Consider the following 13,909-nt stretch of genomic DNA (forward strand, 5'->3'; position numbering starts at 1 on the left):
AATAAATATTGATTCATCCGATTCCAGTTTGATTTTTCTGCAAAAGCTAGCTTCGCGACTGTTTATCTTTCAGCCACTTAGGAGCGCCTTTATTCTTGCGGTCCTGCTTGCGGTCGTTTTTGCGGGCACTTCCCGGAGCCGGGTTTCTCGTTCCGGCGGAACTGGTGCGGGCCGGTCGGACCGCATCGCGTTCGGCAGATTCCTTAGGTACGCCATTTTCGCGCTCGGATGGAACATAGCCGGTTTGAGCCTTGGCTCTTCCGCCATTTTCAGCTCCTCCGGATTGGACTCGTCTTCCTTGGTCTCGTCCTTGGTCTCTTCCTTGTTCTTGACCTTGGTATAGTCCTTGCTCTCGTCCTTGCTGCTCTCGTCCCTGTTCACGACCCTGGCCTGGGCTCTGCCCCTGCCGTTGTCCGCCCTTGCGTCCGCCAGATTGATCACTCGGATCTATGACCCGGCCGCCAAAGAGCCCGCGCTCCAAAATATCGATACCCAGCTCCCGTGAGAACTTACGCATAATAAATTGCTCTTTCGGCGCGATGATCGACACGGCCAGCCCTTTACGGCCCATCCGTCCGGTCCGGCCAACCCGATGCACATAGTGCTCCGCATCGATCGGTGGGTCTAGATTGACAACAAGGGACAACTCTTCGATGTCGAGTCCCCGTGCCGCAACATCCGTAGCCACGAGCACCCGGATTTTCCCTTCGCGGAATTTGCGGAGGGTTACGCTTCGGACCGTTTTGTCCGCATCACCATACAGCGCGCCTGCGCTTAATCCGACGAAGTTCATCTTTGCCTCAACCTCGGCGATATCCGCCGTGTTGTTGATGAACACGATGGACCGGGCCGGATCGTAGTGCCGGATCACCCGACGCAAAGTATCGATTTTGTCCCGATCGCTGATAAAGTATAGATGCTCCACACTCTTCGAGGTCCGATGCTCCGGTTCGATTCCGACCTCTACCGGTTCCCGCATTTCCTTGCCGGCCAGCGTCCGGATTTCCGGGTTAATCGTTGCCGAAAGGAACAGAAGCTGCCGTTCGCGCAGCGTCCCGCGAAGGATATGCTCGAGATCGGCTGTGCCGCCGAGCTGGAACATTTGGTCGACCTCGTCGACGACAACCGTACGGACCGTGTGCAGCTTCAGCTTGCGCAAGGCCACGATCTCCCGGATCCGCCCCGGCGTCCCGACGATAAGCTGGGGATGCAGCTTCAGCCGCTCAAGCTGGCGCTTGATCGCCGCGCCGCCGATCAGGGCTTGTACCCGTACTCCCAGTGACTCTCCGTATTTTTCCGCTTCCCGGACAATTTGCATCGCCAGTTCCTGGGTCGGGGCAAGAATAAGCCCTTGCAGCGTTTTAGCATCCGCATCGATGTTTTGCAGCAGCGGAAGAAGGTAAGCTAATGTCTTGCCGGTCCCGGTTTGCGATTGAGCAAGCACATCCCGCCCTTCCAACGCGGCAGGAATGCTTTCGGCCTGTACCGGTGAAGGCTCCGTTATTCCGTAATCGGCTAATTTTGCGGCAAGCGCCTCATGGATTCCAAGTCCGGTAAAAGTAGTTATCGTCATGAATGTTCATCCTTATCTTAAAAAGATCATTATTTTCATTATATGCCAAAATCCTAATCCAACCAAATTCATTATAAAAAACCTCTATCGTGGGTTCCCTTTGAAATACAGCCCTTCGTGCAAAATGTTCAAATAATGTGGAGAGGGGGGAACCTCATCACGCTGAGTACAAAAGAGAACTATTCCCGCTGAGTAAGGCAGGCCTAAACTCGTTGACTTGTTGTCCGTTGACTCGCTAACTAGTACAAAATAAAAAAATAGCTGTATTTTCTGCAGTTAATTTTTAGCTTTTAGCCTTTAAAAACAAATTAACTGCAAAACTGCAGCTAGAATAAAAAGTAGACACCTCTTAATGTCACACAGATAATAAATCTATTGAGGCAGAAAGGGTGTCGAGAATGAGTGAGTCTAGGCAACGATACAATGAAACATTTAAGCGTGAAGCCGTAAAGTATGTGCAAGAGCAGACGAAGACGTTGGAGCAGGTGGCCGACGAACTGAACATCAATCCCGGTACGTTGAGAAACTGGGTGGGTAAGTACCGTGAGTTTGAAAATGAACCGGTAAACCAAGGAGAATCACTTCGACAGCAATCCCAGCTCATTGAAGACCAAAAACGTGAGATCGCGGACCTGAAAGAAGAGATCGAAATTTTAAAAAAGGCCGTGCACATCTTCGGGAAAGAAAAGAACTAAGGTTCCAGTTCATCGAAGATCATCGCTCCGAGTTTCGATTGGAGAAGATGTGCAAAGTGCTGCAAGTTTCCCGGAGTGGATACTACAAGTGGCAGGCATCCGAAGCCTCCGAGACAGAGAAGCGTCGAGAGAAACTCGTAGCACGTATTAAATGGCATTTTTACGATTCCGATGAAATCTACGGCAGCCCAAGGATACACAATGAATTGGTAAAAGAAGGATGGACGGTATCGGAACGAACCGTCGGCCTCATCATGCGCGAAAATGGGTGGCGCTCGTGCATGGCTCGAAAATTCAGAGTCACCACCACAGACTCCAATCACGATATGCCCATCGCACCGAATGTACTGGATCAGGATTTCTCTGCCACCAGGCCTAATGAAAAATGGGTGGCTGACATTACCTACATCCCTTGCTACCAGGGAAAGCTGTACCTTGCCAGCATTTTGGATCTATATACAAAACAGATCGTTGGATGGAGGCTCAGCGATAAAATGACGACGGACCTCGTCCTTGAAGCACTAAATCAGGCGTACGAGGCTAAGAAGCCAAAGAGTGTAATTCACCATTCCGATCGCGGCTCCCAGTATGCCTCCAAGGAGTACCGTGAACAACTGGCACGCTTAGGCATACAGCCAAGCATGAGTCGTAAAGGTAACTGCTATGACAATGCCTGCATCGAGGCGTTTCACAGCATCTTAAAACGTGAATTCATCTACAGCAGGCCAAAATTCAGGACCAAGGAAGAGGCTCAACAGAAGCTGTATCGTTACATTGAGTTCTTTTACAACCGCAAGCGCTCAAATAGCACAATTGGTTACATGTCACCGGTGCGCTTTGAACAGATGTACTACCAATTTACAGCTTAAGGGTGTCCACTTTGTTGACAGAAGAGCAAACCTCCAGTTAATTTATCCAAACCAACTAATTATTCGTCCGTTTCACTGAATTAGCTGTAGAAATTACAGTTAATTCGGCTGAACTCGATAAAAACGAGAAAATAACTGTAGGTTTTACAGTTAAATATTTTTCAGCTCCAAATACTCTCCGGTTTTCGCCAAAGCGGGCTCTCTTAGCCCCTAACCTCGCCCCCCACAACACACCCTTACATAGCCACAAAAAAATCGGCTGTCGCCAGCCGATGTCCTTATTTCTTATTCAACATGCGATAACTCACAAGGTCCGCCAAACGGGGAAACAGTTGATACAGTTTGGCTCCCGCTCCCGCAATCCGGGGCAGATTGATCTCGGCCGTTCCGGTGCGAACGGCGGATACCATCGCTTTAGCCACCCGTTCCGGTTTCATCATGAACCATTTGACGTTCGCGACGTAATGACCGTCCGGGTCCGCCAGGTTAAAGAACGGTGTATCGATCGGTCCCGGATTGATCGTTGAAACCGTAATCCCGTACTCCCGGACCTCTTGGCGCAGTGCGCTGCTAAAGCCAAGCACCGCATGCTTCGTCGCGGTATAGGACGTCGATTTCGAGGTGCCGATCTTCCCGGCGATGGAGGCGATGTTCACGATCCGTCCGGAGCGCGCCTCTTTCATGTGAGGGAGAACGGCTTTCGTGCAACGAACCATGCCCATATAATTGACATTCATCATGTCATCAAACTCCTGCAAGGGCATCTCGTCAAAATAGGCGAACTTACCGTACCCCGCATTGTTAACCAGACAATCCACACGTCCAAACTCGGCGTATACTGTCTTAAATCCTTGTTCCACCGAGTCATCGTTACCGACGTCAAGCTCCAGAATCATACTTGGCCCCATCATCCCGGAGTTCACCGCTTTGAGCTTATCCGCCGATCTTGCGGCAAGCACCACGGTCGCCCCTTGCTCCGACAGCATTTGCGCGGCCAGGGCTCCGATTCCGCTGGATGCCCCGGTCACGACGATTACTTTATTGTTAAGTGACATGATCTTCATCCCTTCAGACATTTCATGTCCATTTTAAGAGATTAAGACTTGAATATCCAGTTCCCCGATTCCGTCCATATGCAGCGGGATGCACAGTGCTTTCCGCGGAACGCCGGAATGGTTCTCTTGCTCCGATTTGATCACTCGCGGAGGAGTAATATCTACGACATAACCTTGATTGGATAGAATCGTGCTAGCGTTGCCGCTGATCATATTGCCCAGTTCCGAAATAGCGCTCTGGCCCATTTCATCCATTTCCGTCAAAACAAATCCGCCCATCATGGCGGACACGATCCGCAGGGCTACCGTTTCCTTCAATCCGAACATGACCATGCCGCTGAAATAACCCGTCATATCGATTTGGATCCAAATATGATCTTGAACTGGCATGATATCCTTCACGCCCAGACTCCCGGTAGATGGAGATACTTGAATCACCTGCTCGATTACCGAACATGCGGATTCCAGAAAAGGATTGATCACTTCTGCTCTCACTATTACGCCCCTTTTCACATAGAAGTACTTAACCGATACAAAAGTCCCGACTTTAGATGAAATATATTATACTTTATTCCCAGATATAAGTCATTAAAAATCGAACGGTGCAACCTCTATAGCGAAATAGCTCGATTCCGATTCCATGATTGTCAGGGCTCTGCAATTGATTTAATTAAGAAAAATCCTCTATAATTAACTAAATATGAAGACTACGGAGGAAAGGAGGATTCGGCATGAATATCAGCCAGTTGGAAACGCTTATCACGATATCGAAAACAAAAAGCTTCCGCAAAGCCGGGGAACTGCTTAATCTTACCCAGCCTGCGGTATCCGCGCAGATCAAAAGCCTGGAGGACGAATTTCGCACCGTGCTCGTCGATCGCAATCAACCTGTAACATTGACCGATCGGGGACAGGTATTTCTCGAAAAGGCAGAGCAAATACTAGATATTGTCGAAGAACTCAAGCAAAAATTGTCCGACTTGGAGCACACGCCGCAAGGGCATATAGTCCTAGGTACAACGACCTCCATCGCCATTCAGATTTTACCGCGGATTCTGTCTTATTTTCAGGATCAGTTTCCTTTAATCAAAACGACAATTCAATCCATGCCCTCAAGCCTGATTTATCAGAACGTGGAGCAGGGAATGGTCGACATAGGGATCGGTTATTTGATTGAAAATAACCCGCAGGTCCTTTCTTCGGTACTTTATTACGATACGTTTGAACTCGTCGTATCTCCGCTCCATCCATTGGCAGGCAAAACCATTCCCACCCTTGATTCCCTGCGTGAAGTTCCGCTCATTATGCTGTCCCCGGATACGGTTGGCCGGCGCTTCGTCGATGAAGTGTTCAAAGCGCATGACATCGAGCCTCATATCGTCATGGAGCTGTCCAGCAGCGAGGAAGTAAAACGGATGGTCGAAATCAATCTGGGAGCGGCCATCATCTCCAGGCAATCCATTCTCCGTGAACTGCGGCAGGGATCCTTAAAGGTAGTGTCCATTCCCGAACTGGAGGTTACACATCCCGTAGGTGTTATTTATAAATCCAGCAGATACGTCAACTCCGCGATGCAACAGTTCTTAGGCGATCTGAAAGGCATGCCGGAGACCCACTTTATCAGCTCTGAATAATCCTAATCCGCTTGTTTAGACGAAAGGAGACACAGCATGAAGTTTGATCTGCACACACATCATTTTCGCTGCGGCCATGCCGACGGGAACATCCGGGATTACGTGGAAGCCGGCATTGCTGCCGGACTGTCGGTCATCGGAATCAGCGACCATACGCCGTATTTCGGTAACCCCGAGGAGCACCCTTTTCCCCATATCGCAATGGCCAAAAAGGAATTCGCAAATTATGTCGAGGAAGTATTGAAACTGAAGCAAGAATACGAGGGCAAGATCGATGTTCTGCTTGGCATTGAGTCCGACTTTTTCCCGGCTCACGCCGAAACGTACCGCCAGGTTCTGTCCCAATATCCGTTCGACTATATCATCGGCTCCGTTCATAGCGTCAATGAGGTTAGCATTTTCAATAAAAGACGTTGGAAGGGCTTGAGCGAAAAGCAGCGGATCGCGGACAAACAATCATATTACGAACTAATCCAGCAATCGGCCCGGAGCGGAATGTTCCAGATCCTCGGCCATATCGATGCCATGAAGGGCAATTATCCGGCCTTTTCCGATATCCCCGCCGCCGAAGTCATCGATGAAACCTTGCAGGTCATTGCGGAGCACGGTGTAGCGATCGAAATCAATACATCCGGCAAGACGAAGCTGTCCGGAGGATGGTATCCTTCCGATTCCATATTGGAACGCGCGCTCCATTTCGGGGTGGATGTCACTTTTGGCTCCGATGCTCATACGCCTAAGCGTGTAGCCGACGAATGGGAAGACGTGGCTAAACGTCTGAAAGAGATCGGTTTTGACGAATGGGTTTATTATAAAAATAAACAACGGGTTGCTGTTCCTCTTTAAATACCTTTAAGTTAAACAGACAAAAAAAAGGGAACCCGCACGTTACTCGCCGGATTCCAAAAGACAAATATATTCAAAAGGGGGTCATGTATTAAGTGTACCCTCTTACTATTAGGGATTGATCACAGGTATATTTCATTTGTGTAACAAATCCTCTTTTGTTCCTCAGCAGGTTCCGGACGGGTTAAATTATAGCATTTCAATGGTTCGCCCGACCCGTTACCCGGATAAACATTTATACTTGTGGCTTCCCCGTCCTCGATCAACGAAAATCCGCATTTGCGCAAAACTTGTTCCGAAGCCGGATTGTCGACGCTGCATCTCGCTTCGATCCGGTTCAGGCGCAATGTCTCAAATCCAAACTTAAGCAGCGATTTGGCCGCCTCCGTCGCCAAACCCCGATTCCAGAAATCGGGAGCAAGCAGGTAGCCCAGTCTCGCTTTCCCGGCTTCGGGTGCCCAAAATTGGAGAGAGCAAACGCCGATCAAGCCGCCCTTTTCCTTTCGTTCAATCGCAAAGTGAAGATCTCTCAGGCTTTGGTACGTGTCGTCAAAATAACGGAACAATCGGGCGGGAAACATCAGGGTTCCCCTTTGAAAAGAAGTTTGACGGCGCACCAAAGGATCGGTGACGCATCCAAACAAAGCGTCCGAATCTTCAGCCCCGATTTTTCGAAGTAGCAGTCTTTCACTCTCCAGTGTCGGAAACTTCTCCCTTAAATGATTCCGCAAGTCCATCCTGACCGTCTCCTCTCCGGCTCTTCTTCGGCTACAATCCGGCGTCTTCTTCCAATTCGTTCTCGTCCAGAACTTCGTCCGGTGTCTGGTTCCCCGTTTCCTTCATGAAAATTTGCCGAAATACTCCGATCATGGACAACGCATATGCTACCGTAATAAAGCTGAAAAAAATCTCCATGACGACCACCAGGCGGGACGTATTGTCTACCGGTCTTACATCCCCGTAACCTACTGTAGTGAACGTCGCCACACTGAAATAGAAAAACGTAATCAATTGGGAAAGCGTGCCCTCTCCTAAGTTGTCTCCCGCAAAGCTGCCGCCTTTAAATAGCTTGTATATCGAAGTATACACCACCGTAAAAAAAACGATGCAGCTTAGTGTGGCGATGCTGATCCGGATGACGGCCGATTTCAGGCTGACCTCCCGCTTCACTGCGGAATCGGCAATTTCGCGGAAAATATAGAGGATATAGAACACGACCGAGCCAAGGACAAACAACAATATGATCGCCCGAAGCAAGGCGTCGGACTTCAGCACCGAACCGAAATCGACCCAGCCGAGAAGATCCTCCAGCGAAACAGCGACATAAACCAGGATCGGGGCCAGCAAAATGACCCGGCTGGTTACCCGCTTGTCCAGCAAATAAAAAAGAAGCGCCAACCCGATCAGCACGACGACATTTAGCCAAAGGATCCATGAATGCATCTTGATCTACCTCCCGGATTCTTCATCACCGCGGGAATCCTGATCATCATTACCCAAACCGCCGTGCTTAGTATCTGTTAAAGACGGGCAATCACCCTGTTTAATCTTTCCACTTCGGACGGTTTGATCTTCAAGGTGGCTTCCGGTACCCCGGTGCCGCCGAAAATCCACTCATACCTAAACAGCTTAGAGTCCAAAATAACCGGCAATCCATGGCCTAATAGGGGAACGCACCCTATCGTGAAACCGGTGACTTCTAATACCTCCTGGGGCTTCGCCAGCTTGAGCTTGTTAAGACCAAGCTTTTGTGCAAGCCCGGCAAAATCGACCCGCCCATAATCCCCCGAGATGATCAGAGCCGCATACTCCTCATCATTTTTCAAAATCAGCGTGGGAGCTGTCTGTCCCAGCTTAATTCCAAATAAGTCGGCGCCATCTTGGGCGGATACGATAGGTTTTTCGTGGCCTAGGATTTCAAATTGAACCTGGTTTTCTTGCAGGAAATGCACTAGTTTCTCCATGTTCGTTCTCCTTCTTGATTAGAACCGGATTGCCACGCATCGAACCAAACAAATAAAGTAAAACATAGCAAAAACAAGTAATCATGAACATCCATTTACAAAAATGGATCGCATGGCTCAAATTATCCATATTCGTGAAATACACCGCAATATCCTTCAATAACCGACCGGGATGACGTACAAGATCCCAGCTATTGAATCGGAAAAAGCGACCCAGATAAATTCCGAAGCTGCTAAAGGCGAGTACGGCAAGCGCGAAGATCCATCCGGTAATCCGGCCGAAGGCATTGCGGACCAGCCGGTGAACCGAAGCCAGCGAGACCGAGCCTAGAGCGAGTCCCAACAAGGCCACGAAAAGCACGGTATATAAATGGTCCCAGAATAACATTTCCGACCAGAATCTGCCTGTCGAAGAGATTGGGTAACGCGCGAACGGATGTAATAAGTCCGTAACTAAATAAGCCGCATTGGGATAAAAGAAAAACCACACAAGTCCTACTGCAAGAAATAGTATACCTTTGAGTAACCGTGCTCTCATGAGACTGATCAAATCCAGACCAATCGCAAGTCCGGCCGGAATCCAGGCCAAGAACGTATTCCACACCAGAAATAAATAAGGCGGTCTTCCCCCACCCGGCAGCCGAGTATCCGCCACGTATTTCATCCCTATGACTGTAGCTACAAACATAACCGCATATAAAAAAAGCTTGGCGGGGTAGCCTAATTGCCGAAGCTGTTGCTGCACTTTGCTTTCCTCCCGTCTGTTTATCCTTCTCTATGTCTTCACCATACTTACAGCCTATATACGTATGGAGTTGGAAGATAGTTACGACAGGAGTGCTGCTACGCGAGCAGCTTGGCCATATAAAGCTCATCAATGAACTTGTCGCCTAAGCGGATCGAATCCTTCTTGAAACCTTCAATTTCAAAACCTGTCTTTTTGTATAAAGCAATTGCCGCCGCATTATGAGCCATCACCGTGAGTTCAAGCCGATGGAGGTTCCTCGCTTCCGCCCAACGGTGGAGCTCGGTGAACAGCGCGGTCCCCACGCCTTTTCCTGAATAGGTTTGCAAGATGCCGAGTACCAGATACGCCGAATGCCGGTTTCTTCGATAGGATGAGCCATAGGCTCCTAAATATCCGACCAGTTGCCCGTCCATTTCGGCCACGAATATCATCGAATCGTCTGCTGCCAGCAACGCAGTGATTTTCTGCCGCTGTTCTTCCGGAGTGATCATCCGTTCCCCCGGCTCCAGGAGCATGAATTCCGTCTCCCTGTCTAAACGGAGGCAAAGTTCCAGAAAAGCCCCCGCATCTTCTTCCTTGATGTTCCTGATATTCACGTTCATTTCATTCAATCCTCTCGTTTCGCAGCACCATATGAATATGATCTTCCCAAACTCCGTTGATCCTTAGAAAATTCAGGGCCACTCCTTCGTGATAAAAGCCCACCTTTTCCGCCACTTTGAGCGAAGCCTTGTTCCGGGGCATAATGTTCGCTTCGATCCGGTGCAGTCCCAATTCGTAAAAAGCGTAATCCGCCACCGCAGCTACCGCTTCCGTCATAAAGCCGCGGCCCTGTGCCGATTGGTCGATGCGATAGCCCAAATGACAGGACTGGAATACGCCATACACGATGTTGCTGAGCGTAAGGGAACCGATCACCTGGTCAGGCTCCTCTTTCCGGAACATCCACAGCTTATAAAGTTCCCTTTTTCTGAATTGCGAGAATTCCTTGGCCAGTAAATCCGCCTGATAGTCGAGTGTGTAATAATCCTCGCTCCGCTTGGGTTCCCACGGTTCGAGAAACTCCTTGTTCCGCAGCACAAATTCCAGTACGTCCGCTGCATTGCTTTCGTCCAGCACTTTCAAAACCAACCGTTCCGAGTGTAAAATAGGTTTCATAACCCGCCTCGATTCTAAAGTTCATCTAATGACTTAAGGAGTGCCCATATGCAGCCGTTTACCATGCAAGTTATTGAAGTGATATTATCCATCCCGGAGGGAAAAGTCATGACCTACGGACAAGTGGCCAGAGCGGCGGGAAGCCCGCGCGCGGCGCGGCAAGTCGTCCGGGTCTTACATTCGATGAGCAGCAAATATAGTCTGCCGTGGCACCGGGTCATCAATGCGCAAGGCGAGATTGCGGTAAAGGATGACGAGTCTTTTTTTCTGCAAAAAATGTACTTGGAAGCGGAAGGGGTCACCGTACGGGAAGATGGGCGAATTGACCTCGCCGAGTATCAGTACGAGCCCTGTTGAATGAATATTAGTTGGGTCTGGTGCGTGTAAGGAGCTAGCGAAGTCGCTTGATGGGGCGGTTGGTGTGCGGCCAGTGTATGAGGAAGAGGGCTGGGCCTCGAGAGTAGCTTCTGGCTTTCCGGGAGCAACTTTGGCTTTTAACGGCGCCTCTCATGTGCTTACGGACATAGCGGCCCTTATTCGGCCCATTTCCCTTGTTTTTGTAAACTAACGGACACCACGGACCTTAAACGGCGGTTTTGCCGAGTGATAGGCCTGTTTTTGGCAGAATAACGGCCTGTATGTCCGTTAGATTCTTAAATAAGCTGATTTGCCCCCAATAACGGCTGTGGTGTCCGTTAGAACTCTCGAAACCAAACGTTACTCCATCCACCGCCACCTTACAGAACGCCTCGCAACCAGTCCATTTATTGCAAACCGTAATTCTTTCGCGCCTCTTTGATGGCGGCATTAACCGCCTTTACATCCGGCCCGTTCATCGGCTCTCCGCTCAGCTTATACTTCGCTTTAAGCTTCAAAATAGTGCCAACCCGCTCGTCGAGCATCGTTTCACTGATGATCCCTTGTTCGACCGCTTTAGTGATCGCCCGGATGACCGCCTCTTCTTTGTCATAGTCGTGACCGACCAGAACGATATTTCCGCCTGCTGTGATGAACTCAACCGCGGCCTGCTCGATGCTGTAATTTTCCGTAATGGCCCCCATCGTCATATCATCCGTAATAATAACACCTTTATAGCCGAGCTCTTCCCGGAGCAGATCATGAATGACCGCTTTGGAAAAAGACGACGGGTGATCGGGATCCAGCTTCGGCAGCAACAAATGGGCAACCATGACCATATCCGTGCCGTTCTCAATCGCATCTTGAAACGGAACCAGTTCAAGCTCCTTTAGCCGCTGCAGATCATGATTCACTACAGGCAGACCGAGATGGGAATCCACCGAGGTGTCCCCATGACCCGGAAAATGCTTCACCACGGGAATCACTCCCTTGCCGCTCAATCCCCCCATTGCTGCGAGGCCCATTTTGCTCACCGTTTCCGGTGTATCCCCGAATGAACGGTCCCCGATCACCGGATTGTCAGGATTGCTGTTCACATCCAATACAGGAGCAAAATCCAGGTTCAGGCCAAAACCGGACAGCTCGTCGCCGATGACCCGATAAAAGTCTTCCGCCGCTTTCGGATCGCCTGTATTCCCAATGCTTGCCGCAGTCGGTATTTTTGCGAATTCCTTAGGCATGCGGGTTACCCTTCCGCCCTCTTCGTCCACGCCCAGAAACAGCGGAAGCTTGTTGACGGAGTTATCCTCCTTCAACCGGTTAATCAAGGACAGCGCCTGATCGCTATTTTCAATATTATCTTTATAAAAAATAAATCCTCCGACACGATACGTCTCAATCAGCTTACGGGTATGCTCGTCCGGTGCAGTCCCTTCCATCCCGACGAGGACCAGCTGGCCGATCTTTTCGGTAGTGGTCAACTTATCCAGTTGTTCGGCAACGGCGTCCGTCGTCTCTTGTTGCGGTGGGGTCGGTTCCGTGTTCCCCTGCTGCTGCGGATCGTTTGTTGGGGGCGAGGATGGAGCCGCGCTCCCGCCCTGGTTCACGCCAGTTCCCTCGGACTCAGGAGAGGCCGAGTTTCGGGGAGCACATCCTGCGATCGTAAGAATCATCAGAGTTAACACCATCGTCCATATCAACCATTTCTTCTTATTTCTTTTCATAATTCCTCCAATCCGGCATGTCCTTCTGCCGTTTCCCAGCGATGCTCGTATTTTTGCAGTCGGGGATGAATAACGGAAGGCTGCTCCGTCAAAATAAGCCGAATGCTTTTAATCCATTCCTCAAAAGAAGAGAAGGATGCAAATAAATTCGCCGTTTCCGGCGTTATGAGCAGAAAGTAAGGAGCGGGGTATTTTTCCGCCAAAAAACGGAGCGCCGAGTCGATCGGCGTGTATTTTTTGCGTTTCCCCTCCCAGCCTTCCACGGTGATATCCGCATGCATTCGTGCCCGCCGCCAGTCATGCAGCTCGTCCTCCCTTTTATAAAAGGAACGCACCGGCTCTTTGGACATTCGTCTAACCGTCTCCTCATGAAGAGGATACAGGACCAGCGTACCGAAGGAGCGCTCCTCCAAAATCGAAACGGCGCGTTCCAGCTCCGCTTCGGACGTATTCTCGAATGTTTCGTAATAGATTAACGTACCTTTTCGTTTCGGGACAGGCGGCTCATAGCCAAAAGGGACTTGAATATTTTGTCTCATGTTCGGGTTCCTCCGGATTTGAAGTGGATATTCTAGTTAAAATTACCCTGCCAGACTTGATTTATTCCATTATAACGCCCATATGTTGCAATTTCATTATCTTGCTTTTTCATCCTAAAATGAGTACATACGTTCAGGCCAAGGGGTATAATGGGCGTGGAGGTGAATGATGTGGCCGACTATATAGTGACTGAGGCTCAATGGCTGTCTATAATTCAGAACGATGCCGCTAGTGACGGAAAGTTCTTTTACGCCGTAAAAACGACGGGCATTTTCTGCCGTCCTTCCTGCAAATCCAAGCCTCCCAATCGAGAAAATATCACCGTGTTTCCGAACGCCGATCATGCCCTTTCCGCCGGATACCGTCCGTGCAAACGCTGCAAGCCTACCGGCCTGCGGCTTCCCGATGAGGAATGGATCTCGGTGGTGGCCGAATATATCGATAAGCACTATATGGAGGAATTAAGCCTGCAACTGCTCGCCGACCTCGCCCATGGCAGTCCTTATCACCTTCACAGAACATTTAAAAAAGTGAACGGGGTCACGCCAGTCGAGTATATTCAAAACATCCGGATCGAACAGGCCAAGTCGCTCTTATCGACAACGAGTCAGCCGGTGGCGGAGATCGGCAAGCAAGTCGGACTCTCCAATACACCTTATTTTATAACGTTGTTTAAAAAACTCACCGGCCTTACGCCGGCCAACTATCGATCATTGTACACTACGATCTCAAAAGGGGGCAGTTAA

At 49.8% G+C, this 13,909-nt stretch carries 17 protein-coding genes; 6 read left to right on the plus strand and 11 right to left on the minus strand.

The window, feature by feature from the left end; genetic code table 11:
- Positions 1-46: 46 nt before the first annotated feature.
- Positions 47-1,573 (minus strand): DEAD/DEAH box helicase, encoded by a 1,527-nt coding sequence (locus NYE70_RS11950; protein WP_341046149.1) that lies wholly within the window; start codon positions 1,571-1,573, stop codon positions 47-49.
- A gap of 398 nt (positions 1,574-1,971) precedes the next feature.
- On the opposite strand from NYE70_RS11950, the gene NYE70_RS11955 reads away from it, so the two are divergent.
- Together NYE70_RS11955 and NYE70_RS11960 are read left to right on the plus strand one after the other, a co-directional pair.
- Complete coding sequence (locus NYE70_RS11955; protein ID WP_211022752.1) at positions 1,972-2,268, plus strand: transposase; 297 nt, start codon at positions 1,972-1,974, stop codon at positions 2,266-2,268.
- Between the two features lie 11 nt (positions 2,269-2,279).
- A complete protein-coding gene (locus NYE70_RS11960) occupies positions 2,280-3,137 on the plus strand; it encodes an IS3 family transposase (RefSeq protein WP_341047575.1) in 858 nt (285 codons plus the stop codon).
- Between the two features lie 278 nt (positions 3,138-3,415).
- Here NYE70_RS11960 and NYE70_RS11965 read toward each other — a convergent pair whose 3' ends face one another.
- On the minus strand, positions 3,416-4,192 hold the full coding sequence (locus NYE70_RS11965) for an SDR family NAD(P)-dependent oxidoreductase (protein WP_213656169.1): 777 nt from the start codon (positions 4,190-4,192) through the stop codon (positions 3,416-3,418).
- A gap of 33 nt (positions 4,193-4,225) precedes the next feature.
- Entirely contained in the window at positions 4,226-4,687 is a 462-nt protein-coding gene (locus NYE70_RS11970) for a chemotaxis protein CheX (protein WP_211023436.1), read from the minus strand.
- A 236-nt stretch (positions 4,688-4,923) separates the two neighbouring features.
- On the opposite strand from NYE70_RS11970, the gene NYE70_RS11975 reads away from it, so the two are divergent.
- Positions 4,924-5,826, plus strand: a complete 903-nt coding sequence (locus NYE70_RS11975) for a LysR family transcriptional regulator (RefSeq protein ID WP_211023438.1) — start codon at positions 4,924-4,926, stop codon at positions 5,824-5,826.
- 36 nt (positions 5,827-5,862) lie between these two features.
- Entirely contained in the window at positions 5,863-6,672 is an 810-nt protein-coding gene (locus tag NYE70_RS11980; protein WP_341046152.1) for a histidinol-phosphatase, read from the plus strand.
- Between the two features lie 122 nt (positions 6,673-6,794).
- Here NYE70_RS11980 and NYE70_RS11985 read toward each other — a convergent pair whose 3' ends face one another.
- The 6 genes from NYE70_RS11985 to NYE70_RS12010 form a co-directional block, all read right to left on the minus strand.
- Positions 6,795-7,409: a GNAT family N-acetyltransferase gene (locus NYE70_RS11985; protein WP_341046153.1), complete on the minus strand. Its 615-nt coding sequence runs from the start codon at positions 7,407-7,409 to the stop codon at positions 6,795-6,797.
- A gap of 31 nt (positions 7,410-7,440) precedes the next feature.
- Positions 7,441-8,115, minus strand: a complete 675-nt coding sequence (locus NYE70_RS11990; protein ID WP_211023445.1) for a potassium channel family protein — start codon at positions 8,113-8,115, stop codon at positions 7,441-7,443.
- A 77-nt stretch (positions 8,116-8,192) separates the two neighbouring features.
- Positions 8,193-8,636: an aminoacyl-tRNA deacylase gene (locus NYE70_RS11995; RefSeq protein ID WP_341046154.1), complete on the minus strand. Its 444-nt coding sequence runs from the start codon at positions 8,634-8,636 to the stop codon at positions 8,193-8,195.
- Positions 8,590-9,381 (minus strand): DUF1361 domain-containing protein, encoded by a 792-nt coding sequence (locus NYE70_RS12000; RefSeq protein WP_341046155.1) that lies wholly within the window; start codon positions 9,379-9,381, stop codon positions 8,590-8,592. The genes NYE70_RS11995 and NYE70_RS12000 overlap by 47 nt, the downstream gene beginning before the upstream one ends.
- Before the next feature lie 98 nt (positions 9,382-9,479).
- Positions 9,480-9,986 (minus strand): GNAT family N-acetyltransferase, encoded by a 507-nt coding sequence (locus NYE70_RS12005; RefSeq protein WP_341046156.1) that lies wholly within the window; start codon positions 9,984-9,986, stop codon positions 9,480-9,482.
- Between the two features lies 1 nt (position 9,987).
- Positions 9,988-10,542, minus strand: coding sequence for a GNAT family N-acetyltransferase (locus tag NYE70_RS12010; RefSeq protein WP_211023451.1), 555 nt, complete (start codon positions 10,540-10,542; stop codon positions 9,988-9,990).
- Between the two features lie 48 nt (positions 10,543-10,590).
- Between NYE70_RS12010 and NYE70_RS12015 the strand changes: the two genes are divergently transcribed.
- Entirely contained in the window at positions 10,591-10,899 is a 309-nt protein-coding gene (locus NYE70_RS12015; protein ID WP_211023453.1) for an MGMT family protein, read from the plus strand.
- 407 nt (positions 10,900-11,306) lie between these two features.
- Here the strand turns inward: NYE70_RS12015 and nagZ are convergent, their stop codons facing one another.
- Positions 11,307-12,623: a beta-N-acetylhexosaminidase gene (gene nagZ / locus NYE70_RS12020; RefSeq protein WP_341046159.1), complete on the minus strand. Its 1,317-nt coding sequence runs from the start codon at positions 12,621-12,623 to the stop codon at positions 11,307-11,309.
- A complete protein-coding gene (locus NYE70_RS12025) occupies positions 12,620-13,162 on the minus strand; it encodes a hypothetical protein (RefSeq protein WP_341046161.1) in 543 nt (180 codons plus the stop codon). The genes nagZ and NYE70_RS12025 overlap by 4 nt, the downstream gene beginning before the upstream one ends.
- Before the next feature lie 156 nt (positions 13,163-13,318).
- On the opposite strand from NYE70_RS12025, the gene NYE70_RS12030 reads away from it, so the two are divergent.
- Positions 13,319-13,909, plus strand: coding sequence for a bifunctional transcriptional activator/DNA repair enzyme AdaA (locus NYE70_RS12030; RefSeq protein WP_341046162.1), 591 nt, complete (start codon positions 13,319-13,321; stop codon positions 13,907-13,909).

Source organism: Paenibacillus sp. FSL R5-0407, assembly GCF_038009185.1.
GTDB lineage: Bacteria > Bacillota > Bacilli > Paenibacillales > Paenibacillaceae > Fontibacillus > Fontibacillus vini.